This window comes from Sphingomonas sp. Tas61C01 (assembly GCF_052567495.1).
In genome coordinates this window covers 335,639-356,318 of the sequence record NZ_CP199583.1, presented here as the reverse complement: position 1 = coordinate 356,318, position 20,680 = coordinate 335,639, and the positions used below count along the sequence as shown (strand labels likewise).

At 70.0% G+C, this 20,680-nt stretch carries 22 protein-coding genes; 14 read left to right on the top strand and 8 right to left on the bottom strand.

Annotated features, from left to right (window positions below):
• The first annotated feature begins 69 nt into the window (after positions 1–69).
• The 11 genes from ACT009_RS01620 to ACT009_RS01570 all read left to right on the top strand — a co-directional run bounded on the left by ACT009_RS01620 (position 70) and on the right by ACT009_RS01570 (position 10,846).
• Positions 70–1,125: an acyltransferase family protein gene (locus tag ACT009_RS01620; protein WP_445192664.1), complete on the top strand. Its 1,056-nt coding sequence runs from the start codon at positions 70–72 to the stop codon at positions 1,123–1,125.
• A complete protein-coding gene (locus tag ACT009_RS01615; RefSeq protein ID WP_445192663.1) occupies positions 1,119–1,814 on the top strand; it encodes an endonuclease/exonuclease/phosphatase family protein in 696 nt (231 codons plus the stop codon). Before ACT009_RS01620 ends, ACT009_RS01615 begins: the two co-directional genes overlap by 7 nt.
• On the top strand, positions 1,814–4,108 hold the full coding sequence (locus ACT009_RS01610) for a patatin-like protein (protein WP_445192662.1): 2,295 nt from the start codon (positions 1,814–1,816) through the stop codon (positions 4,106–4,108). Before ACT009_RS01615 ends, ACT009_RS01610 begins: the two co-directional genes overlap by 1 nt.
• A gap of 57 nt (positions 4,109–4,165) precedes the next feature.
• Positions 4,166–4,516 (top strand): hypothetical protein, encoded by a 351-nt coding sequence (locus ACT009_RS01605; RefSeq protein WP_445192661.1) that lies wholly within the window; start codon positions 4,166–4,168, stop codon positions 4,514–4,516.
• Positions 4,513–5,187: an orotidine-5'-phosphate decarboxylase gene (pyrF, locus tag ACT009_RS01600; protein ID WP_445192660.1), complete on the top strand. Its 675-nt coding sequence runs from the start codon at positions 4,513–4,515 to the stop codon at positions 5,185–5,187. Before ACT009_RS01605 ends, pyrF begins: the two co-directional genes overlap by 4 nt.
• A gap of 148 nt (positions 5,188–5,335) precedes the next feature.
• The gene (locus tag ACT009_RS01595; protein ID WP_445192659.1) at positions 5,336–5,971 is read left to right on the top strand and encodes a phosphoribosylanthranilate isomerase; all 636 of its coding nucleotides are present in this window, start codon (positions 5,336–5,338) and stop codon (positions 5,969–5,971) included.
• Between the two features lie 52 nt (positions 5,972–6,023).
• Positions 6,024–7,265, top strand: a complete 1,242-nt coding sequence (gene trpB, locus ACT009_RS01590) for a tryptophan synthase subunit beta (RefSeq protein ID WP_445192658.1) — start codon at positions 6,024–6,026, stop codon at positions 7,263–7,265.
• Positions 7,266–7,365: 100 nt separating this feature from the next.
• Complete coding sequence (gene trpA / locus ACT009_RS01585; protein WP_445192657.1) at positions 7,366–8,166, top strand: tryptophan synthase subunit alpha; 801 nt, start codon at positions 7,366–7,368, stop codon at positions 8,164–8,166.
• Positions 8,163–9,017: an acetyl-CoA carboxylase, carboxyltransferase subunit beta gene (gene accD / locus ACT009_RS01580; RefSeq protein WP_445192656.1), complete on the top strand. Its 855-nt coding sequence runs from the start codon at positions 8,163–8,165 to the stop codon at positions 9,015–9,017. The genes trpA and accD overlap by 4 nt, the downstream gene beginning before the upstream one ends.
• 16 nt (positions 9,018–9,033) lie before the next feature.
• Positions 9,034–10,341, top strand: coding sequence for a bifunctional folylpolyglutamate synthase/dihydrofolate synthase (locus tag ACT009_RS01575; RefSeq protein WP_445192655.1), 1,308 nt, complete (start codon positions 9,034–9,036; stop codon positions 10,339–10,341).
• Between the two features lie 70 nt (positions 10,342–10,411).
• A complete protein-coding gene (locus ACT009_RS01570) occupies positions 10,412–10,846 on the top strand; it encodes a DUF6628 family protein (RefSeq protein WP_445192654.1) in 435 nt (144 codons plus the stop codon).
• A gap of 174 nt (positions 10,847–11,020) precedes the next feature.
• On the opposite strand, the gene ACT009_RS01565 is transcribed toward ACT009_RS01570, so the two are convergent.
• Together ACT009_RS01565 and ACT009_RS01560 are read right to left on the bottom strand one after the other, a co-directional pair.
• Positions 11,021–12,358 carry an AmpG family muropeptide MFS transporter gene (locus tag ACT009_RS01565; RefSeq protein ID WP_445192653.1) on the bottom strand — a complete coding sequence of 446 codons (1,338 nt, stop codon included), beginning with the start codon at positions 12,356–12,358 and terminating at the stop codon, positions 11,021–11,023.
• Between the two features lie 289 nt (positions 12,359–12,647).
• The gene (locus tag ACT009_RS01560) at positions 12,648–13,079 is read right to left on the bottom strand and encodes a response regulator (RefSeq protein WP_445192652.1); all 432 of its coding nucleotides are present in this window, start codon (positions 13,077–13,079) and stop codon (positions 12,648–12,650) included.
• Between the two features lie 106 nt (positions 13,080–13,185).
• On the opposite strand from ACT009_RS01560, the gene ACT009_RS01555 reads away from it, so the two are divergent.
• Together ACT009_RS01555 and rsmD are read left to right on the top strand one after the other, a co-directional pair.
• Positions 13,186–14,610: a pseudouridine synthase gene (locus ACT009_RS01555; protein WP_445192651.1), complete on the top strand. Its 1,425-nt coding sequence runs from the start codon at positions 13,186–13,188 to the stop codon at positions 14,608–14,610.
• 1 nt (position 14,611) lies between these two features.
• Positions 14,612–15,163: a 16S rRNA (guanine(966)-N(2))-methyltransferase RsmD gene (gene rsmD / locus ACT009_RS01550; RefSeq protein WP_445192650.1), complete on the top strand. Its 552-nt coding sequence runs from the start codon at positions 14,612–14,614 to the stop codon at positions 15,161–15,163.
• Here the strand turns inward: rsmD and ACT009_RS01545 are convergent.
• The 5 genes from ACT009_RS01545 to ACT009_RS01525 form a co-directional block, all read right to left on the bottom strand.
• Entirely contained in the window at positions 15,160–16,407 is a 1,248-nt protein-coding gene (locus ACT009_RS01545) for an MFS transporter (RefSeq protein WP_445192649.1), read from the bottom strand. The genes rsmD and ACT009_RS01545 overlap by 4 nt on opposite strands.
• Before the next feature lie 375 nt (positions 16,408–16,782).
• Positions 16,783–17,511, bottom strand: coding sequence for an RcnB family protein (locus ACT009_RS01540; protein ID WP_445192648.1), 729 nt, complete (start codon positions 17,509–17,511; stop codon positions 16,783–16,785).
• 102 nt (positions 17,512–17,613) lie between these two features.
• Positions 17,614–18,096, bottom strand: a complete 483-nt coding sequence (locus tag ACT009_RS01535; protein WP_445192647.1) for a GAF domain-containing protein — start codon at positions 18,094–18,096, stop codon at positions 17,614–17,616.
• A gap of 4 nt (positions 18,097–18,100) precedes the next feature.
• Entirely contained in the window at positions 18,101–18,499 is a 399-nt protein-coding gene (gene arfB, locus ACT009_RS01530; protein WP_445192646.1) for an alternative ribosome rescue aminoacyl-tRNA hydrolase ArfB, read from the bottom strand.
• Positions 18,496–19,137, bottom strand: a complete 642-nt coding sequence (locus ACT009_RS01525; protein WP_445192645.1) for an RluA family pseudouridine synthase — start codon at positions 19,135–19,137, stop codon at positions 18,496–18,498. The genes arfB and ACT009_RS01525 overlap by 4 nt, the downstream gene beginning before the upstream one ends.
• A gap of 47 nt (positions 19,138–19,184) precedes the next feature.
• Here ACT009_RS01525 and ACT009_RS01520 point away from each other — a divergent pair, with 47 nt between their 5' ends.
• Positions 19,185–19,928 (top strand): M15 family metallopeptidase, encoded by a 744-nt coding sequence (locus ACT009_RS01520; RefSeq protein ID WP_445192644.1) that lies wholly within the window; start codon positions 19,185–19,187, stop codon positions 19,926–19,928.
• A gap of 77 nt (positions 19,929–20,005) precedes the next feature.
• On the opposite strand, the gene wrbA is transcribed toward ACT009_RS01520, so the two are convergent.
• The gene (wrbA, locus tag ACT009_RS01515) at positions 20,006–20,602 is read right to left on the bottom strand and encodes an NAD(P)H:quinone oxidoreductase (RefSeq protein ID WP_445192643.1); all 597 of its coding nucleotides are present in this window, start codon (positions 20,600–20,602) and stop codon (positions 20,006–20,008) included.
• Positions 20,603–20,680: the final 78 nt, after the last annotated feature.

Below are 20,680 nucleotides of genomic sequence, written 5' to 3'. Positions count from 1 at the left end.
CGCACCCGCTCTCCGCCCGCCACCGCGGCAGCCCGCCTATAATCCCCAAGGGATCATGGGAGCCGGGCATTGCGGATCGACCGAGGTGCGCGGATCGACGAGGCACGCGGCATCGCCACGCTGCTTGTGGTGACGTTTCACGCGACCAGGGCCGAACCGAACCTCGCCGCGAGCCTGTTCTACCAGGCCAACGATGCGCTCACCCTCGTGCGTATGCCGCTGTTCATGATCATCACCGGCTACCTGCTGGGGACGCGCGCCACCACGGTGAGCGTCGGCGCGGCGCTGCGTTCGTTGCGGCCTTGGATCGTGCGGGTCGTCTGGCCGCTCGTCACCGTCACGATCGTCTGCGTCGCCATCCTGCATGGCCGCGGGGAGCCGTGGCCGATCGCCCGGGCCTTGTTGTTCGGCGTGTGGCATCTTTGGTATCTGCAGGTGCTTATCCTGCTGAAGATCGCCTTCGTCACGCTCGATGCACGATGGCGGCCGGGTGCCGCGCCGATGATTGGGCTGGCGATCGCGGCGGCGTTGCTCGCCTGGTCGGGCGTTGCCGGGCGGCCGACCTTGTTCTCGCTGAATCGCGCGGTCGACCTGCTGCCGTTCCTGCTGTTCGGCGCGTGGATCGGACGTGGGTCGACCGCGCTCGGCCCGGCCCTGCTCCCCTATTCGCTGTACGCCATGGCCGCGGTGCTGGTCGTGCAGCATCTGATCGCCGGGGCGGACAGCGATGGCTGGGCGCCGACATCGATCCCGGCGATGCTGGTTGGAGCAGCGGCGGGGTTGTTCGTGCTCGATCATGCGCCGCAGTCGGCGATGCTGTCCCTGATCGGCCGCTATGGCTTCCCGGTCTTCCTATGGCACCTGCCCTGGTTCGTCGCGGTCGAGCAGGTCGTGATCGTACCCGCAGGGCTGTCGGGAATGCCCGGCGTCGGCTGCCGGTTGGTCGTCGGGATCGTCATGCCGGCGGTCGTCGCGCGCTGGGCACGCGAGTGGCGGGTGGTCTCCGCCATCCCCATCGGACTGCCCGCGCCCCGCCGCCGTCTCCCCCCGCGCCTCGATCCGACGATGTCGGGATACCGGAGCCCGCTCCGACGTTTCGCATCGGGAATGAACCATCCATGCTGAAGGTCGCGAGCTACAACATGCGCAAGGGGATCGGCACCGACCGCCGACGCAACCCCGACCGCATCCTCGAGGTGCTGCGCGAGATCGACGCCGATGTCGTCGCGCTCCAGGAGGCCGACCGCCGCTTCGGCGAGCGGGCGAGCGTGCTGACGCCGCACCTGCTCGACGAGCATAGCGACTGGCAGGCGGTCGCGGTCGGCCTGCGCGCCGCCAGCATGGGATGGCACGGCAACGCGCTGCTGGTCCGCAAATCGGCGCAGGTCGTCGATTGCGAGGCGATCCACCTCCCCGCACTCGAACCACGTGGCGCGGTGATGGCCGATATCCGCACCGCGCACGGCGTGATCCGCGTCGTCGGCATGCACCTCGATCTGTCGGGGTTGTGGCGGCGGCGCCAGGCTGCGGCGATCATGGCGCATGTCGAAAGCTGCACGCACCGCTACCCGACGGTGCTGATGGGCGATCTCAACGAATGGACTCGCGGGTCCGGATGCCTGCGCGATTTCGCGCGCGACTATGCCTTCGCCGCGACCGGCCCGAGCTTCCATGCGCGGCGCCCGGTCGGCCGGCTCGATCGCATCATGGTCTCGCATGACTGGCGCGTCGAGGAATGCGGCGTCCATGCCAGCGCCACCGCGCGCAAGGCATCGGACCATCTGCCGATCTGGGCGACCCTGGTCCCCGCCTGATGCGCGAGAAGGAGCTTCGCCTCGCGCTCGTCTGCTATGGCGGCATCAGCCTCGCGGTCTACATGCACGGCATCACCAAGGAGATCTGGCGGCTGGTCCGCGCCAGCCGCGCATTCCACGATGGCGATGACGGGGGCGACGCATCGTCGGACGGCATCATGGCGGTGTACCGCGCGCTGCTCGCGGAGATCGAGGCGCATGCCGGCGTCCGCGTCCGGGTGATCGCGGACATCGTCGCGGGCGCGAGCGCGGGCGGGATCAACGGCATCTTCCTGGGTCAGGCGATCGCCACCGGCCAGTCGCTCGATCCGCTCACCGCGCTGTGGCTCGATTCCGCCGACGTCGAGGCGCTGATCGCCCCCGATGCCGCGCCGACCTCGCGCTTTTCCAAGGTCTGGGCGCTGCCGATCGCGTGGATGGCCGCGGGCCGCAGCGCCGCCAAGGTCGAGGCGCTCGACGAGGCCACCCGTGACGAGGTGCGCGCCAAGCTGTCGCACTTCGTCCGCTCGCGCTGGTTCGAGCCTCCGTTCGGCGGCGCCACCTTCACCAACCTGCTGATGGACGCGTTCGACGCCATGGCGGCGAGCGAGCGCGGCCCGCGACTGCTGCCCCCCGATCAGCCGCTCGACCTGTTCGTCACCGTCACCGATTTCACCGGCCACCCCGAACGGCTGACGCTCAATTCCCCGCCCGAGGTGCTGGAGACCGAACACCGGCTGATCATCGACTTCAGCGATCACGGCCAGCCCTGCGACACGCTGGCGGCGATCCCGGAACTGGTGTTCAGCGCGCGCGCGACGTCGAGCTTTCCGGGCGCCTTCCCGCCGTTCCAGGTCGGCGAACTCGACAAGGTACTCGCCGACCGTACCGTCGACTGGCCCGAGCGTGCCGAGTTCCTGAAACGTGTCCTGCCGCGCCAGTTCGCGGTCAGGCAGGCCGAACAGGCGGTGCTGATCGACGGATCGGTGCTCGCCAACGCGCCGTTCCGCCCCGCGATCGACGCGCTGAAGGAACGCCCCGCGCGCCGCGAGATCGACCGCCGCTTCGTCTATATCGATCCCTCACCCGGCACCAAGCTGCACGTCGCCAGCAAGGACGCGTCGCCCGGCTTCTTCCAGACGATCCTGGGCGCGCTTTCCGATCTGCCCCGGCAACAGCCGATCCGCGACAATCTGGAGGCGATCGCGACCCGGTCCGCGCGGATCGACCGGATGCGCGGCATCGTCACCGCGCTGCGGCCGGAGGTGGAGAGCGAGATCGAACGGCTGTTCGGCCACACCCTGTTCCTCGACCGCCCGACCGCGACGCGGCTGATCGGGTGGCGCCGCCGCGCGCAGTCCGCCGCCGCCGACAAGGCCGGCTACGCCTATGCCGCCTATGGCCATCTCAAGCTGACCGGCGTCGTCGAGACGATCACCGCGCTCCTCTACCAGGCCGGCGGCGAGCCCGGGCAGACCCGGTGGCGGCGCATCCGCGCGGCGATCGACGCCGCGATCGCGACCCGCGGCTTCGGCGATCTCGGCCCCTCCTTCACCGGCAAGGAAAGCGCCGCCTCGATCGATTTCCTGCGCACCTTCGACATCGGCTTCCGGATCAGGCGGCTGCGGCTGATGGCGCGGCGGCTGACCCAGCTGGAGACCGACGGCGCCGATCTCGCGCCGATGCGCGATGCGGTGTACGAATCGCTCTCGACCTATCTCCAGCGCCAGCGCGCCGACGATCACCGCCACCTGCGGACCCAGGTGCGCTCGCTTCGGGGCGACGCGGCGCCGCTGCTCGACGCACTGGCCGCGGCGCTCGACCTGCCCGCGCTCGACGCCGCGACCGACGTGCGGCTGGCGGGGGCGTTCGCCGCGCTCGATCGCGAGCCGCGCCGCGCGATGCTGCTCACCTATCTCGGCTTTCCGTTCTTCGACACCGCGACGCTGCCGCTGCTCCAGGGCGAGGGGCTCGACGAATTCGACCCGATCAAGGTCGATCGCGTCGCTCCCGACGACGCCACCGCGATCCGGCCGGGCGGCGCGGAGGCCACGCTGAAGGGCATCCAGTTCAGCAAGTTCGGCGCCTTCTTCAGCCGCGCCTACCGCGAGAACGACTATCTATGGGGTCGCCTCCACGGCGCCGAACGCATGATCGACATCGTCGTCTCGACCCTGCCCAGCGCCACCCGGATGCGCGCCGGCCGCGTCGCCGCCATCAAGCGCGACGCGTTCCGCGCGATCATCGCCGAGGAGGAGCCCCGCCTGACCGCGATCGCGCCGCTGTTCGCCACCCTGCGCGCGGAGATCGGCTGAAGGCTGGCCTTCCCCCTTCCCCTTGTATAGCCTTGCCGCCGTTCAGGGAGATCCGCCATGCAGTTCCTCAAGATCCTCTTCTGGTGCCTGCTGGCGTTCGTCGCCGCGCTGTTCACCTATGGCAACTGGACGTCGGTGCCGCTGCAGCTGTGGAGCGGGATGGAGGCGCTGGTAAAGCTGCCCTTCCTGCTGCTGATCGCGTTCCTGCTCGGGTTCCTGCCGACCTATGTCTACAACCGGGCGGTGCGCTGGCGGCTGCGCCAGCGGCTGAACGCGACCGAGCGCTCACTCGCCGAGGCGCGCGCGGTGGTCGCACCGACGCCCCCTGCCTACATCCCGGCGCCGGTCGTCGAACCGGCCCCGCCGGTCGATCCGCTGACCCCGCTCGCCGAGGGCCGGCTGGTATGACCAACCGCATCTACGTCGCGATCGACACGCCCGATCTCGCCCGCGCGAAGAGGATCGTCGAGCGCGTCCGCCATCATGTCGGCGGGATCAAGCTCGGGCTCGAATTCTTCGCTGCGCACGGCCAGCCGGGGGTGCGCGAGATGGCGGAGCTGGGCCTGCCGGTGTTCCTGGACCTCAAGCTCCACGACATTCCCAACACCGTCGCCAAGGCGGTGATGGCCCTCGCCCCGCTCGAACCCGCGATCCTGACGGTGCACGCCAGCGGCGGCCGCGCGATGCTCGAGGATGCGAAGGCCGCCGCCCCCGCGCATACCAAGGTCGTCGCGGTGACGATGCTGACGAGCCTCGACGCGGAAGACCTCGCCGCGACCGGCGTGACCGGCTCGGCGCACGATCAGGTCGCGCGACTGAGCGATCTCGCGCGCGTCGCCGGACTCGACGGCATCGTCTGCTCCGGTGCCGAAGTCGCCGCCGCCAAGGCCGCATGGCCGAACGGCTTCTTCGTAGTCCCCGGCGTCCGCCCCGACGACGGCCCGATCGGCGACCAGAAGCGCGTCGTCACGCCTCGGGCTGCGATCGACGCCGGCGCTTCGATCCTGGTGATCGGTCGCCCGATCACCCAGGCCGACGACCCGGATGCGGCGGCCCGTGCGATCGGGGCGACCTTGTAGAGGGGTCGGCACCCGCGGAGAGGCCCCCTCCACCACTCGCTAGCGCGAGCGGTACCCCTCCCCCTGGCTGGCGGGGGAGGTAGCAGTGCGAAGCACTGACGGAGAGGGAGGTAACTCCGGAAGCCCAGCGACAACGAAAGCCCACCCGATGACCACCGCCAAGATCTGCGGCCTATCCACCCCCGACACCCTCGACGCGGCGCTTCGCCACGGCGCTACGCATGTCGGCTTCGTCTTCTACCCTCCCTCTCCTCGCCACCTGGACGCCGATCGCGCCGCGCGGCTCGCCGCCCGCGTTCCTGCCCAGGTCGCCAGGGTCGGCGTCTTCGTCGATCCCACCGACGACCTGCTCGATCGCGCAATCGAGGCCGGGCAGCTCGACGCGCTGCAACTCCACAAGACTGCCCCCGCGCGCGCCGCCGCGATCCGCGCGCGGACCGCCCGCCCGATCTGGGCGGCGGTCGCGGTCAAGACCCGTGCCGATCTCGACGCCGCGCGCGGCTTCGCCGGGGCGGCGGATCGCATCCTTTACGACGCCAAGACGCCCGACGGCGCGGCGCTGCCCGGCGGCGTGGGCCAGCGCTTCGACTGGGCGCTGCTCGACGGGTTTCGCCATCCCTTGCCCTGGGCGCTGTCGGGCGGGCTCGATTCCGCGAACGTTGCCGAGGCGATCGCGCGCACCCGCGCCGAGCTGGTCGACGTCTCGTCGGGCGTGGAGACCGCACCGGGCGTGAAGGACGAAGCGCGAATCGCTGCCTTCCTCGCCGCGGTGGCGGGTGCCTGAGGGCAGCGCGACGAGGGGTGACAGGCTATCACGAGATGCTAAACGCGCGGTCATGAACGCGCCCATTCCCACCCCAAACTCCTTCCGCGCACAGCCCGACGAACGCGGCCATTTCGGACAGTTCGGGGGCCGCTACGTCGCCGAGACGCTGATGCCGCTGGTGCTCGAACTCGACGCCGCCTATCGCGCCGCCAAGCAGGATCCCGCGTTCCAGGCGCAGTTCGACGATCTGCTCGAACATTATGTCGGCCGCCCGAGCCCGCTTTATTTCGCCGAACGCCTGACCGAGACGCTGCGCGCGTCCGCGCCGGAGGGGATGGGCGCACAAATCTGGTTCAAGCGCGACGAGCTCAACCATACCGGCGCGCACAAGATCAACAATTGCATCGGCCAGATCCTGCTGGCGATGCGGATGGGCAAGACCCGGATCATCGCCGAGACCGGTGCGGGCCAGCACGGCGTCGCCACCGCGACGGTCTGCGCGCGCTTCGGCCTTCCCTGTGTGATCTACATGGGCGCGCGCGACATCGAGCGGCAGCAGCCCAACGTCTTTCGCATGAAGCTGCTCGGCGCCGAGGTCCGCCCGGTGACCAGCGGCGCACACACGCTGAAGGACGCGATGAACGAGGGGATGCGCGATTGGGTCGCGAACGTCCACGACACCTTTTACATCATCGGCACCGCCGCCGGCCCGCACCCCTATCCCGAGCTGGTCCGTGACTTCCAGTCGGTGATCGGCCGCGAGGCCCGCGAACAGATGCTGGCGCGCGTTGGCCGCCTGCCCGATCTGCTGGTCGCCGCGATCGGCGGCGGATCCAACGCGATCGGCCTGTTCCACCCGTTCCTCGACGATGCCGACGTCGCGATGCTCGGGGTCGAGGCGGCGGGCCACGGGCTCGACAAGCAGCATGCCGCGAGCCTCGCGGGCGGCTTTCCGGGAGTGCTCCACGGCAACAAGACCTATCTGCTGCAGGACGAGGACGGCCAGATCACCGAGGCGCATTCGATCTCGGCCGGGCTCGACTATCCCGGCATTGGGCCCGAGCATGCCTGGCTCCGCGACATCGGCCGCGTCCAGTACGACAGCGCCACCGACACCGAAGCGCTCGACGCCTTCCAGCTGCTGTGCCGCACCGAAGGCATCATCCCCGCACTCGAACCCTCCCACGCGATTGCAACGGTCGCGCGCAAGGCACGTGAGATGCGCCAGGATCAGATCATCCTCGCCAATCTGTGCGGCCGCGGCGACAAGGACATCTTCACCGTCGCCGAAGCCCTAGGCGTAGCGATATGAGAAACCGAAGCCGCCCTCCCGCTTGCGGGAGGCGCTGTGGGTCTCCTCGCCCGTTCGACAAGCCCTCCCCAGACCTGTCCCGCAAGCGGGAGGGAAAGCTTTGACCCGTCTCTCCGCCGCCTTCGCCGCAGAGCGCCCGGCGCTGATCTGCTTCGTCACCGCGGGCGATCCCACTCCCGCGGCGACTCCCGCGATCCTCGACGCGCTCGTCGCGGGCGGTGCCGACGTGATCGAGCTCGGCATGCCGTTCACCGATCCGATGGCCGACGGCCCCGCGATCCAGGCCGCCAACCTGCGCAGCCTCGCCGCCGGCACCACCACCGCCGACATTCTCGCGATCGCGACCGCATTCCGCGCGCGACACCCGCAGGTGCCGCTGGTGCTGATGGGCTATGCCAACCCGATGCTCCGCCGCGGTGCGGACTGGTTCGCCACTGCCGCCCGTGATGCCGGGGTCGACGGCGTGATCTGCGTCGACGTTCCGCCCGAGGAGGACGACGCGCTCGGTCCCGCACTCCGCGGGCAAGGCGTCGACCTGATCCGCCTCGCCACCCCCACCACCGACGCCGCGCGCCTGCCGCAGGTCCTGGATGGGGCCAGTGGCTTCCTCTATTACGTGTCGGTCGCGGGGATCACCGGCCTGCAACAGGCGGCACAAGCGTCGATCGAGGCGGCGGTCGCCCGGCTGAAGGCCGCGACCGAGCTGCCGGTCGCGGTCGGCTTCGGCGTCCGCACCCCCGATCAGGCCGCCGCGATCGGCCGCGTCGCCGACGGCGTCGTGGTCGGCTCCGCGATCGTCGATCTCGTCGGTACCCACGGTGCCGATGCGCCGGCTGCGGTTCGCCCCTATATCCAGTCGCTCGCGGACGCGCTCCGCGCCGCTCGAAAGGTCCATGCATGAGCTGGCTCAACAGCGTCCGCAACGCGCTGCCCTTCGTCGCCAAGAAGGCGACCCCCGACAATCTCTGGCACAAGTGCAAGGGCTGCGGGCAGATGGTATTCACCAAGGAGCTGGAGGAGAACCTGTACGTCTGCCCGCGGTGCGACCATCACGAGCGGATCGGTCCCAGGCAGCGTTTCGCGCAGCTGTTCGACGACGGCGGTTACGTCCAGCTCGCCGCGCCGCGGGTGCCCGAGGATCCGCTGAAGTTCCGCGACTCAAAGCGCTACGTCGATCGCATCAAGGCCGCCCGCACTGCGACCGACGAACCCGACGCGCTGCTCAATGCGCGCGGCACGATCGCGGGCAACAAGGTGGTGGTCGGCGTCCAGGATTTCGCCTTCATGGGCGGATCGATGGGGCTCGCGGTCGGCGAGGCGTTCGTCTGCGGCGTCCGTGCCGCGATCGAGGACCGCGCGCCCTACATCATCTTCACCGCGGCCGGCGGCGCGCGGATGCAGGAAGGCATCCTCAGCCTGATGCAGATGCCGCGCGCGACCGTTGCGATCCAGATGCTCCACGATGCCGGCCTGCCCTATGTCGTCGTGCTCACCGATCCGACGACCGGCGGCGTCACCGCCAGCTACGCGATGCTCGGCGACGTCCAGATCGCCGAGCCGAACGCGCTGATCGGGTTCGCCGGGCAGCGGGTGATCGAGAACACGATCCGCGAAAAGCTACCCGAAGGCTTCCAGCGAGCGGAATATCTGCTCGATCACGGGATGCTCGACATGGTGGTGCATCGCAAGGACCTGCGCGACACGCTCGCCTCGGTCACCGCGTATCTGTGCGGCGAGCGCCGGGCCGCCTGATCGCGCGGCGCGGACCATGCCCGATCACGCCGTCTCCACCTCGCCCGCAGTCCAGGCGCAGCTCGACCAGCTCTCGCTGGTATCGCCCGGCGCCGACGTGCTCGGGCTCGACCGCATCGCCCGCCTGCTCGCCCGGCTCGGCGATCCGCATCTGTCGCTGCCGCCGGTGTTCCATGTCGCCGGCACCAACGGGAAAGGATCGACCTGCGCCTTCCTGCGCGCCGCGATCGAGGCGGCGGGGCATAGCGTTCACGTCTATTCCAGCCCACATCTCGTGCGCTTCAACGAACGCATCCGCGTCGCCGGCACGCTGATCGACGACGACCCGCTCGCCGCAGTGCTCGCCGAGGTGCTCGACGTCGCGGACGGCGTCGGCGCCAGCTTCTTCGAGATCACCACGGCCGCCGCCTTCCTCGCTTTCGCACGCAGCCCCGCCGCGGCCTGCATCGTCGAGGTCGGGCTCGGCGGCCGGCTCGACGCGACCAACGTCCTGCCCGCGCCCGCGGTATGCGGCATCGCCGCGCTGGGGATGGATCACGAATCCTTCCTCGGCAACGCGCTGCCGACGATCGCCGCGGAGAAGGCGGGCATCGCCAAGCCCGGCGTCCCGCTGGTGACGATGGATTACCCACGCCCGCTGCGGGATCGCATCGCCGCCGTCGCCGCGCAGGCCGGCGCGCCGGTGATCGCGCGCGGATCGGCGTGGCACAGCGAAACCGCGCACACCACGCTCCGCTACAGCGACGCCGGGTTCGCGGTCGTTACCAGCCGGCCGCGGATGGTCGGCGCACACCAGTCGCGCAACCTCGGCCTCGCGCTGGCGATGCTGCGCCACCAGGGGGCGCTGACGGTGCCCGAGGCCGCGATGCGCGCGGCTGCGGATTGGGCGACGTGGCCGGCGCGGATGCAGCGGCTCGGTGCCGGCCCACTGACCGCGCGCCTGCCGACGACGAGCGAGCTGTGGCTCGACGGCGCCCACAACCCCTCCGCGGCCAAACCGGTCGCCAAGGCGCTACGCACGCTGGCGAGGGGCCGCCCGGTCGCGCTGGTCACCGGCATGCTCGCCAACAAGGATGCGGCGGGCGTCCTCGCCGCGCTCTCTCCCTCGCTCGCACGGGTCGTGGCGGTTCCCGTCCCCGGCCACGATCATCACGCTCCCGCGGCGCTGGCGACGATCGCGCGAAACATCGGCCTCGCCGCCGACACCGCCGACGGTATCCCCCAGGCGATCGATCGCGCGACGGATTGCCCGTTGGTCCTGATCGCGGGCTCGCTCTACCTCGCAGGCGAAGCGCTCGCGTTGAACGACGAGCCCCCCACCTGACGAGTTATTGCTATTGACTTGCAATAACGAACAAGCGATCCTCGCGGCATCTACTGGAGACGCCGCGAACATGACCCTTGCCGCCCCCGCAACGACGATCCTGCCCCATGCCCTGCCCGGCTGCACCAACGCGCGTATCGTCCTTTTCGCGATCCGCAGAATGGGCGCGCACGGCCTCCACGATGCCGGCGCCGCGAACCTGCTGATCAACGCATTCGGCCAGGATTTCCGCCGTCCGCTGCTGCTGATGCGAAACTTGATGGCGGATCTCGCCACCCACGCCAGCGGCACGATCGCGATCGCACCCTGCTGCTGCGCGCGGATGACCCCCGCCGAGGGCGCGCTCCTCACCATCCTCGCCCGCATCGAGACTGCGCCGGAGACCGCACGCTACCTGCTGTCCGACCTGCTCGGCGCCCGCCGCGTCGACGGCGTCCTGGCCAGCGCCGTCGTGGTCGCCACCGCCTTCGCCGACGCCGGCCGCCCGATCGGCGAGCGGGGCTAGATACTCGTTCACGCAGAGGCGCGGAGGACGCAGAGATCGACCTCATGCCGCAGCTGCGGCAATCACTTTACACGAAGCGCAACGGGTCCAAGACAGAGACTCGAACCGGAGCAACCGCAAGCACACGCATATCGGCGTTCTCCGCGTCTCTCCGCGAACCCCCTATCTCGTCAGCTACTGGTCTCGCACCGCTGCCCCTTCCCGCGCATCGCCCTCGCCCGCGATCCCGGCGCTGCCGATCGAGCGGTCGACCAGCCCGCTCCGGCTCATCCACCAGAACAGCAGCACCCCCGGCACCGCGGCCACCGTCGTGCCCCAGTAGAAGTCGACGAACCCGAATCGCTCGACCAGCGCCCCCGCGGTGGTCGCGGTCAGCAGCCGCCCGACCACGCTCGCCGCCGCCGAGATCAGCGCATATTGCGCGGCGGTGAAGCGCAGGTCGCACAGCGCGGAGAAATAGGCGGTCACCGCAACGCTGCCGATGCCGCTGGTGAAGTTTTCGAACCCAATCGTTCCCGCGAGCCCGGCGTTGCTATGCCCCGCCGCCGCCAGCAACGCGAAGCTCGCGTTCGACACCGCCATCAGCACCAGGCTGATCATCACCGACCGCTTCAGCCCCAGCCGCGCATAGATCGCACCGCCGACGAACACCCCGATCAGGAACGCCCAGAAGCCGACGCCGACGTCGTAAATCGCGATCTCGTCGTTGGTGAAGCCGAGGTCGTTGAGCATCAGCCGCAACACGATGTTGGCGAGCGTGTCGCCGATCTTGTGGATCAGGATGAACACCAGGATGATCACCGCGCCCGCACGCTGGAAGAACTCCACGAACGGCCCGACGATCGACGCCACCACCTCTGCGACGCCGCGACGGGCGGCGGGCTCGCGGTGCCGCGGCGGCTCGCCCAGCACCAATCCGGTCACGATCGCGGGTAGCACGAACAGCGAGCAGGCGAGATAACCGATCGCCCACCCCGTGCGCGCCGCCAGCACCAGGGCCAGCGACGCCGCGGCGACGTTGCCGATCCGGTAGCCATATTGCGCCATCCCCGATCCGACGCCGAGCTGATACGGCTTCAGCGTCTCGATCCGATAGGCGTCGATGACGATGTCGAAGGTCGCACCCGCAATCCCGACCAGCACCGCGGCGACGATCGTCGCGCCGAGATCGGCCTTTGGATCGACGAACGCCAGATTGGCGACCGCGGCGACCACCAGGATCCCGGCGAACAGCAACCACGAAACCCGCTGCCCCAGCCGCCCGAGCACCGGCAACCGCACCCCGTCGATCAGCCACGCCCAGAGCGGTTTGAGGTTGTACACCAGGAAGCCCAGCGTGAAGGCGGTGATCGTCTTCTTGTCGAGCCCGTCCTGCGCCAGCCGGCTGGTCAGCGTCGCGCCGATCATCGCGATCGGGAACCCCGACGACATGCCGAGCGTGAACGCCGCGATCGGCTCCTTCTCGACATAGGGCTTCAGCCCCGCCTTCCAGTCCCCCGCCACCTCGCTCATTCACGCGCCCCCAACCGATATTACCGGACCCTAGCGAGAGAAGAGCACGACTTGAAGGAGAACCGCTTCCGCGATCGGCGTCATTCCCGCGAAGCAACATCTCCCGGGAAGGCCGCCGCCGATCCATCTTCGTCACCCCGGACTCGATCCGGGGTCCCGCTAAGCCGCAGGAGCAACCTGCGTTGCATCGTTGATAAGCGGGACCCCGGATCAGGGCTCTCCTGAGCGAAGTCGAAGGGTCCGGGGTGTCGGGCAGTCCGATCCCCACCTCCGCGTTTCCCAGCCTTCTTCACCCCAGCGGCGCGAACAACCGCAATCCGCCCGGCAGGCGCTTGGTCGGTTTCCCGTCCAGCCGCGCCTCGATCGCCGCGATCGCCGCCAGCAGGTCGCGTTGCGCATAGGGCTTGTCGAGGCACCCCGCCGCAACCTCCGCGGCCTCCGCCGGGCAGTTGCCGGTCACGAACAGTACCGGGATGTCGCGCAACCGGGCAGCGCGGGCGACGTCAATGCCGCTGCCACCTGCCAGGTTGATGTCCGCGAGCACCAAGTCGATCGACGCCGCGCTGCCGACCAGCGCGATAGCCTGCGCCGCGCTGTCGACCGTGCCGACGATCTCGAACCCCGATTCCGTGAGGAAATACTCGGTATCGAACGCGACTAGCGGCTCGTCCTCGACGACGAGGAGCCGGACGAGCTGTCGCTTCTTCCTGCCGAAGATCATCGAAATTCCCGGTGAGCGTTCGTTACGCTCGCGCACATAACGCGCGCTGTGGGCAACGGTCGCAATTATTTTCACCTCGGACGCAATCGCATGTATCAGCCGCGGCATGCCGACCGACAAACCAGATCAGCCGACCGCCGGCACGCCAGAGACCCGCAGCGGCGACCGGATCGCCAAGCTGCTCGCACGGGCGGGCGTCGCGTCCCGGCGCGAGATCGAGCGGATGATCGTGGAGGGGCGGATCGCGCTCGATGGCGTCGTGTTGGATACCCCAGCGACGATCATCCGTTCGCTCGCTGGGGTCACCGTCGATGGTGAGCCGGTCGAGGCGCCGCAGGGCGCGCGGCTGTTCCTCCACCACAAGCCGACCGGACTGCTCGTCACCGAACGCGATCCCGCCGGGCGCCCGACGATCTACGACCGGCTGCCCGCGGACCTGCCACGGCTGGTGCCGGTCGGGCGGCTCGATCTGAATACCGAGGGGCTGTTGCTGCTCACCACCGATGGCGGCTTAAAGCGACAGCTCGAGCTCCCCGCCACCGGCGTCGAGCGCGCCTATCGCGCACGCACCTACGGCCCGATCACCCAAGCCCAGCTCGAGGAGCTGATCGAGGGCGTCGAGATCGACGGCATCCGCTACGGCTCGATCGACGCCAATCTCGAACGCCGCACCGGGGCCAATGCCTGGATCGAACTGGTGCTGACCGAGGGCAAGAACCGCGAGGTCCGCCGCGTCCTCGAACATCTCGGGCTGCAGGTCAGCCGCCTGATCCGCACCCGCTACGGCCCGTTCCTGCTCGGCGAGCTTGCCCCCGGCGAGATCGGCGAGGTCAAGCAGAACGACCTCGTCGCGTTCCGCAAGGTTCTCGACGGCCCCAAGCGCGGCAAGGTCGCAGGCGAACAGGTGACGGTCGAGGTCGAGGCGCAGAAACCAGCCCGGAACGAGCCGCGCGCGGCCCCGCCCCCCCGGGCCCGACTGCCGCGCGAGGGCAGCGACCGGCCTGCGCCCCGGCCGGTGCGCCGCGACGACCGCGCGCCGGAGCGCCCCGCCCGCGAGGAACGCGCCACCGCGCCTGCGCCCACGCCGCCGCGCGCCGCCAAGCCACGCACCGGTCCGCAAGGGTTCGGCGTCGGCCAGCGCCGCCGTCAGCAACAGGCCGCCGAAGCCCAGGCATCGCCCCGCGCGCGCAGGACCGACGACGACCGCACCGAGCCCAGGGCGTTCGCCCCGCGATCACGCGCCGACAAACCCGCCGACCGCGCTCCGCCGCGGGGCCCCGATCGCTCCGGCGAGTCGCCCTGGGCGCGGCCCGACACCGGCAATCGTCCGGCCCCGGTGCGCGGCGCACCCTCGCGCACCCGCAGCGACGAAGGGCAGGCACGGGCCGCACGGGCATCGGGGAAGCCCTCCGACCGCACCACCCCGCGGGGTGGCGATAGCCCGCGCCCCACCCGTCCCGGCAAGGGTCCCGCCAAGGGCCCGTCCGGCGGTCGCGGCCACCCGCCCCGCGCGCCCAAGGGGAAGCGTTGAGATGCGCGTGATCGCCGGCACCTGGCGCGGCCGCCCGCTCGTCGCGCCCAAGGGCGACGCTACCCGCCCTACCGCGGATCGCACCCGCGAGGCGCTGTTCTCGATGCTCGCCAGCCGGCTCGGCAGCTTCGAGGGGCTGAGCGTCGCCGATCTCTTCGCCGGCTCGGGCGCGCTCGGGATCGAGGCGCTGTCGCGCGGCGCGGGGTCGTGCCTGTTCGTCGAACAGGATCGCGCCGCCGTGGACGCGCTGAAGGCCAACCTCGCCAAGCTCGAGGCCCGCGCGCCCGATTACCGAATCGACGTCCGCGCCACCTCGGTGATGGCGCTCGGCCTCGCCCCTGCGCCGCTCGACCTGATCCTGATGGACCCGCCCTATGCGTCGGGCGCAGGCAACGTCGCGCTCGACAAGCTGGCGCGGCTCGGCTGGACGAGTCCCGCGACGTGGATCAGCATCGAGACCGCCAAGGCGGAGGAGATCGATCTCGCCGGCTTTACGATCGACGCGACCCGCGTTCACGGGAAGGCGCGGCTCACGCTGCTGCGCGCCGCCTAGCGCCGCAGCAGCGCGAGTCCGCCCAGGCTTAGCACCCCCGCCGCGACGAGATAGCCGCCGACCCAGCCGAGCCCACCACGCTCGACCAGCGCCTGTGCCGCGATCGGTGCCACCGCACCGCCGACGATCCCGCCGAGGTTGAAGGTCATCGACACGCCGGTGTAGCGCACCCCCGCGGGGAACAGGCTAGGCAGCCAGCCGCCCAGCGGCCCGTACGCGAAGCCCATCACGAACAACGCCAGCGCCAGCCACGCGAACACTCCGCCGATCGATCCGGCGCCGAGCATCGGCCCCATCAGCAGCCCCGCCGCGATGCAGCCGACGAAGCCGATTACCAGCATCCGTTCGGCGCTGCTCCGGTCCGCGATCATGCTCGCGATGACCACTCCGGCGGCGAGGAACAGGATCGCGCCGAGCTCGACCGCCAGGAACTGCTCGCGGCTATAACCGAGCGCAGTGGTGCCGTAGCCGAGCGCGAAGGCGGTCGCGAGATAGAACAGCGCGAAGCACGCCACCACCGCGCACGTCCCCGCCACCACCGCGCGCGCATGATCCCTGACCAGCGAAGCGATCGGCACCCGCGGCAGCGCCTCGGCCTCAGCAGCGGCGAGGAAGGCCGGGGTCTCGGTCAGCTTCAACCGCACCCACAAGCCCAGCCCGACCAGCACCGCGCTCACCAGAAACGGCAGTCGCCAGCCCCAGGCGCGGAACTGCGCATCGTCGAGCCATAGCCCGAGGATCAGGAACAGCCCGTTGGCCGCGATGAAGCCGACCGGCGCGCCGAGCGGCGGGAACATGCCCCAGGTATTGCGCCGGTGCGGCGACGCATTCTCCACCGCGAGCAGCGCCGCCCCGCCCCATTCGCCGCCCAGTCCCAGACCCTGCCCGAACCGCAGCACGCAGAGCAGCGCCGGCGCCACCCAGCCGACCTGCGCATAGGTCGGCAGGAACGCGATCGCGACGGTCGATCCGCCCATCAGCAACAAGCTCGCGACCAGCGTCGACTTGCGCCCGACCCGGTCGCCGAAGTGCCCGAACGCCACTGCGCCCACCGGCCGCGCGACGAACGCCAGCCCGAAGCTCGCATAAGCCAGCAACAATTGTGCCGACGCGCTCTCCGCCGGGAAGAACAACGGCCCGAACACCAGCGCCGCCGCGGTCGCATAGATGTAGAAATCGTAGAATTCTACCGCGGTGCCGACAAGGCTTGCGGTCAGGATCCGGCGAGTGGAGGCAGTGGTCATGCCCCAGCCTTACCGCAGGACGCGGCCGGATGAACCATCGCGATACGATACCATCCTCCCCTGCAAGGGGAGGTGGCTGGCGTCAGCCAGACGGAGGGGTGACCCGCTATCCGGATGCGGTGTCACCCCTCCGTCAGGGCTACGCCCTGCCACCTCCCCTTGCAGGGGACGACGTCCCCTCCCCACCACATTTCATCCGGAAACGATGGATTGCTACAAACGTGACATGCATCTGCAACAAACCCGCCCCATATCGGGATCATCGCTGCTGCCCTCCCCCTTGCGAGCAGCGACCGGTCGGTCGTCTCCCCTGTCGACCGATCCTCCCCGAACTACGGGGCGGCTCCTTCCAGGTGCCGCCCCATTTTTTTGGGCTCACCAGCGTCGCGCGCGATAGATCTGGGATCGCTGCACCCGGCGTGCGCGCACCGGCGCGTCATAGGTCTCGGTGGTTGTCGTCGTCGTGGTCGTCACCGGATTGCCGATCGTCACCGTCGTGACGCTGCCGCCATCGTACCGCACATCCCCCCGGCTGGTCACCACCGTCCGCCCATCGGGAGAGACCCAATCGTCGTCCGCATGATCGGCCGGCGGCGGCGGCATCCGGTCTGGCGCGATCGGCGGCTCGTCGGCGTCGTAGACCGGCTCGGGCGGCATTGCCGCGGGTGGCTGCGGGCGCAGTCGCGGGCGGCGCGGCGCGACCGGCGCGGGCGGGGCAACGTCGTGGCGGTCGGCGGTGCCCGCATAGACGCGGTCGTCATTGGCGTAGAACGGATCGCTGCCGCGGCGGTCGACCGCCAGCGCCACGTCGAAGATCGAATAGTTGCGATCCACCAGCACCGCATCGCCGTGATAGCGCGTCCAGCGATAGCCGGGCAGCGGCTCGCGCAGGCCCAGCGCGCGCCAGTCGGCGACCGCAAAGCGCGGCGACTGCCAATAGGCGGGCAGCGCCCAGCCGCGGGTCGGCCGGCGATAGGTATCGGGCAGCGCCGCCGGTCGTGCCGCCGCGGCGTGCACCACGCGGTGGCGCTTGGCGGCCCCCGCCAGCGCAGCGTCCGTGGTGGCGATGCCCAGCAGAGCCGTCGCGATCATCACCGTGCGCATCGTCTTCTCCCGTCGGTCCGGCCCCCAGCCGGCTGCAATCATGCGTCGGAAGCTACCGTCGGCGCCAGCGAGTCGCCAGCATGCGTACCGTCCCGTTCTGGATCAGACCACGCGCGCCGCGATCAACGCGACCAGCGCCTCGCACCCGGCCGCATCCTCAGCATCGAACCGCGCCGCGATCGGGCTGTCGAGATCGAGAACCGCGACCAGCGCGTTGCCGACGACGATCGGCACCACCAGCTCCGATCGGCTCGCCGCATCGCACGCGATGTGCCCGGGAAAGGCGTGGACGTCCGCCACCAGCTGCGTCTCGCGCGTCGCCGCCGCCGTGCCGCAGACGCCCGCACCGACCGCGATGCGGATGCACGCCACCTTTCCCTGGAACGGCCCGAGCACCAGCTCGCCGCCGACCATCCGGTAGAATCCCGTCCAGTTCACGTCGGGCATATATTCCCACAGCAACGCCGCGACGTTGGCCATGTTGGCGACCGCATCGGGTTCGTCGCCGGTCAGCGCATCCGCTGCCGCGATCAGGTCGCGGTAGAGATCGGCCTTGGATCCTCTCGTGATGTCGAACTGGTACATGTCGCTACTCCGCACTGACCCGGCCGCGCCCGGCCTTCACCGCGCTGCGCCCCTTCTTCTCGTCGACCCGCCGCGCCTTCGCCGCGCGCGACGGCTTGGTCTTCACCCGACGCGCCTCGCGTTCCTCCGCGGTGGCGAGCAGCGCCGCGAGCCGCTCGCGCGCATCGGCACGGTTCGCCTCCTGCGTGCGGTAGCGCCGGGCGGTGATCACCAGCGTGCCACCCGCGGTCATCCGGCTACCCGCCGCCAGCTTCAGCCGCCGATAGGTCTCCGGATGCAGCCCCAGCTTCCACACGTCGCAGCGCAATTGGCAGGCGGTTGCGACCTTGTTGACGTTCTGCCCGCCCGGTCCCGAGGCGGCGAGGAAGCGTTCCTCGATCGCATCCTCGGGCACCGCGATCACATCAGCCCCGCGAATCGATCGGGCATCGGCGCTTCGGCGACCACCGGCTCCTTGCCCTCGCGCGGCACCACCAACTTGTGCGCGTGGAGCATCATCCCGCGCGGATCGGCACGGCCATAGACCGGGTCGCCGATCACCGCGACGCCGAGCCCGGTGGCGGCATGGACGCGGATCTGGTGGGTCCGCCCGGTCTCCGGCTTGAACTCGACACAGGCGCGCCCGTCGGCCACCGACACCAGCCGCCAGGCGGTGCGCGCGGCTTTCCCCGCCGGGTCGGCGACCATCCGCCAACCCTCCTCGCGCGTGCTGACCTTGCCGAGCGCGAGATCGATCACCCCGCCTTCGCCGCCCGGCACGCCGTCGAGCACCGCGAGATACGTCTTCTCGACCGCCCCGCGCTCGAACGCCTGTTGCAATCGCGCGTGCGCCTTCGGATTGCGCGACAGCAGCAGGCACCCGCTGGTGTCGCGATCGAGCCGGTGCACCGGATGCGGCCAGCGCTTGAAGCCGAACTTAAGCGAATCGAGATGGTTTTCGAGGCTAAGCGAACCGTCGCGCGGCGGATCGACCGGCAGGCCCGCGGGCTTGTCGATCACCAGCGCTTCGCCATCGAGGAACAGGACGTGGTCACCATGCATCCCCCGCCCTTGCCACCTGCGCGCCCGCCATGCCAGAGCCGCGTCGAATGAAGCGCCCCTTCCTTCTCGCCGCCGCGCTACTCGGGTTGCCCGCCGGTGCGCAGGCGCAGCTGTGCGAGGCGGCACAGGCGAGCATGTCGAGCGCCGACCGCGTCTATGGTCATCTGTCCTATGGCGACGCGCCGCCCACCGAACTGGTCGCTGCTCCCACAGGCTTCGCGCTCGGCGCCTGCCTGATCCGGCGCGACATGGTCCCGGACCTCGAACGCCTGCTCGCCGCCGCACCGCCGGGAACGCTGCGCGGGCTGTCGTGCCACCGCTCGATCATCCGTCAGGCCGACGTGTTCTGCCGCGAACGCCCCGCGGGTGGCGCCGCCGACCGATCGATCTCGGTCGCGCCGCCGGGACACAGCGAGCATTCGACCGGCTACGTCATCGATTTCGCGGTGCGCCCCCGTACCGATTGTCCCGACGCGGAGGCATGCATGGCCGCGGCCCCCGCCGCCCGCTGGCTGGTCGCCAACGCGCCGCGCTTCGGCTTCGAAATGTCGTTCCCCGGCGGCAACAAGCAGAACGTCAAATGGGAACCGTGGCACTGGCGCTGGGTCGGCGCAACCGCCGCCACCCCCGGCGCAGCCCGCGCCCGCTTCGTGTTCGCCAAGGCGCGGCAGGATTACCCCGCGGATCCCGCGGTGGTCGATCTGTACGTGCTCACCGACGTCCCGGCGCCACCGACCTTCGTCGCGGCGCCGACCTGGACCGGCAAGAAGCAGCGTCGACGGCGGCGTTGAGCGGCGTAGCGCGCGCGGCCGGGCCCCCTCCTCCGCGCGTCATCGCGAGCAGTGGAGGGGGGAGGTGACGCCGGAAGCTACCCCAGCTTGGCCGCAACCTCGGCGATCCGCTTGCCCTGATATCGCGCACCCGCAAGCTCGACCTCGCTCGGCTGGCGCGATCCGTCGCCGGCGATCGTCGACGCGCCATAAGGCGTGCCGCCCTTCACCTCGTCGACGCCCTGCTGGCCCTGAAAGCCGTAATCCAACCCGACGATCGTCATCCCGTGGTGCAGCAGATTGGTGATGATCGAGAACAGGGTCGTCTCCTGGCCACCATGCTGGCTCGCGGTCGAGGTGAACGCGCCGCCGACCTTGCCGATCAGCTTGCCCTGGAACCACAGGCCACCCGTGGTGTCCCAGAAGCTCGCCATCTGGCTCGGCATGCGGCCGTAGCGGGTCGGCGCGCCGACGATGATCGCGTCATAATCGACCAGCGCGTCGGGGCTTTCGATCAGCGGGTGTGCGGTGTCGGTCTTGAAGTGTGCCGATTCGACGATCGCCGCCGGTGCGGTTTCGGCGACGCGGCGGATGTCGACCTCGGCACCGCCTTCGCGCGCACCCTCGGCGACCGCATCGGCCATCTGCTCGATATGGCCGTAGGAGGAATAATAGAGAACGAGAACCTTGGTCATGTCGGTTTCCTTCGATGATGTGCGACTATTCTGAACCCGTATTCCTGCAACCGCAGGAACCCAGAGTTACGGACAACT